At 54.6% G+C, this 1,656-nt stretch carries 2 protein-coding genes and 1 pseudogene; all 3 read left to right on the forward strand.

The window, feature by feature from the left end:
• Nucleotides 1-206 (forward strand): annotated as a pseudogene (locus tag FTE26_RS20250) (terminase gpA endonuclease subunit); the annotation flags it as partial.
• A complete protein-coding gene (locus FTE26_RS20255; protein ID WP_001072975.1) occupies nt 203-415 on the forward strand; it encodes a hypothetical protein in 213 nt (70 codons plus the stop codon). The pseudogene FTE26_RS20250 and the gene FTE26_RS20255, both read left to right, overlap by 4 nt.
• Nucleotides 415-1,656, forward strand: a 1,242-nt coding sequence (locus tag FTE26_RS20260) for a phage portal protein (RefSeq protein ID WP_272457552.1), incomplete at its 3' end; no start/stop codon positions are given. The genes FTE26_RS20255 and FTE26_RS20260, both read left to right, overlap by 1 nt.

The raw sequence follows: 1,656 nt of genomic DNA on the forward strand, positions 1-1,656 counted from the left end.
TGGTCATTCTGCATGGATACGAAAAGATCCGCTGGCCGGATGCACCGGAGTGGGCGAGCCGGGAAACCTGGCTGGAGTGTGTCCCGGACAGTATCGAACCGTCACCCTCACCGGAACCGGTATCCACGCCTGTTAAAAAACAAAAACGGAAGAAAACAGTAACTGACGATGTTAACCCCTGGCTGACTTCCGGAGGATGGTTATGAACCAGAATGATATCGAAGCCATGATTCAGCGTTATACGGAAGCTGAAATGGCGGTGCTGGACGGAAAATCCGTCACCTTTAATGGTCAGCAGATGACCATGGAAAACTTATCTGAGATCCGGCAGGGACGGCAGGAGTGGGAGCGCCGCCTTGCGGCTCTGATTACACGACGACGGGGGCATCCCGGGTACCGGCTGGCGAGGTTCTGATGGCAATTCTTGATGATGTGATTGGCGTTTTTTCACCAGGATGGAAAGCGGCAAGGCTGCGTTCCCGTGTGGTGATCCAGGCTTATGAGGCCGTAAAAACGACGCGGACACACAAAGCCCGGCGGGAAAACCGAACTGCCGACCAGTTAAGCCAGTACGGGGCCGTGTCGTTACGTGAGCAGGCCCGTTACCTTGATAACAACCACGATCTGGTTATTGGTGTATTTGACAAGCTGGAAGAACGGGTGGTGGGGAAAAACGGGATTATTGTCGAGCCACATCCGGTATTACGCAATGGGGCCATTGCCCGTGATCTGGCAGCGGAGATTCGCACCCGATGGAGTGAATGGTCTGTCAGCCCGGAAGTCACCGGGCAGTTTACCCGTCCGATGCTGGAACGTCTGATGCTGCGTACCTGGCTGCGCGATGGTGAGGTGTTTGCCCAGATGGTTTCCGGGCGCATAAACAGCCTGACGCCTTCTGCCGGTGTTCATTTCTGGCTGGAGGCGCTCGAGCCGGACTTTATTCCCATGACCAGTGATGAGAGCAACAGGCTGAATCAGGGCGTGTTTGTTGATGACTGGGGGCGTCCCGAAAAATATCTGGTGTATAAAAGCCGTCCCGTATCCGGACGGCAGATGGAAACCAAAGAAGTGGATGCAGAGCGAATGCTGCATCTTAAATTTGTTCGCCGTCTGCACCAGATGCGCGGGACGTCTTTGTTGTCCGGTGTGTTGATCCGCCTCAGTGCCCTGAAAGAGTATGAAGATTCTGAGCTGACTGCAGCAAGGATCGCCGCTGCTCTGGGGATGTACATCCGCAAAGGCGACGGGCAGAGCTATGAACCGGATGGTAATGGCAGCAAGGATAAGGAACGCGAGCTTACCATTCAGCCAGGCATTATTTACGACGATCTGAAACCCGGCGAAGAAATCGGAATGGTGAAGTCGGATCGCCCCAATCCTAATCTTGAAACTTTTCGTAATGGTCAGTTGCGTGCAGTGGCGGCTGGCAGTCGTCTGAGTTTTTCCAGTACTGCGCGCAACTATAACGGCACTTACAGCGCCCAGCGTCAGGAGCTGGTTGAATCCACTGATGGCTACCTGATCCTGCAGGACTGGTTTATTGGTGCCGTCACCCGCCCGATGTATCGTGCCTGGCTGAAACAGGCTGTGGCATCCGGTGTTATCAGGCTACCCCGCGATCTTGACCGTTCTTCACTGTATACCGCGGTGTATTCC

It is taken from the genome of Escherichia sp. S10b (assembly GCF_028421345.1).
Classification (GTDB): domain Bacteria; phylum Pseudomonadota; class Gammaproteobacteria; order Enterobacterales; family Enterobacteriaceae; genus ECMA0423.

What these genes read in the sequence shown, in the direction of transcription:
- FTE26_RS20255 (WP_001072975.1), top strand. Translation starts at nt 203, where the DNA reads ATGAACCAGAATGATATCGAAGCCATGATTCAGCGTTATACGGAAGCT.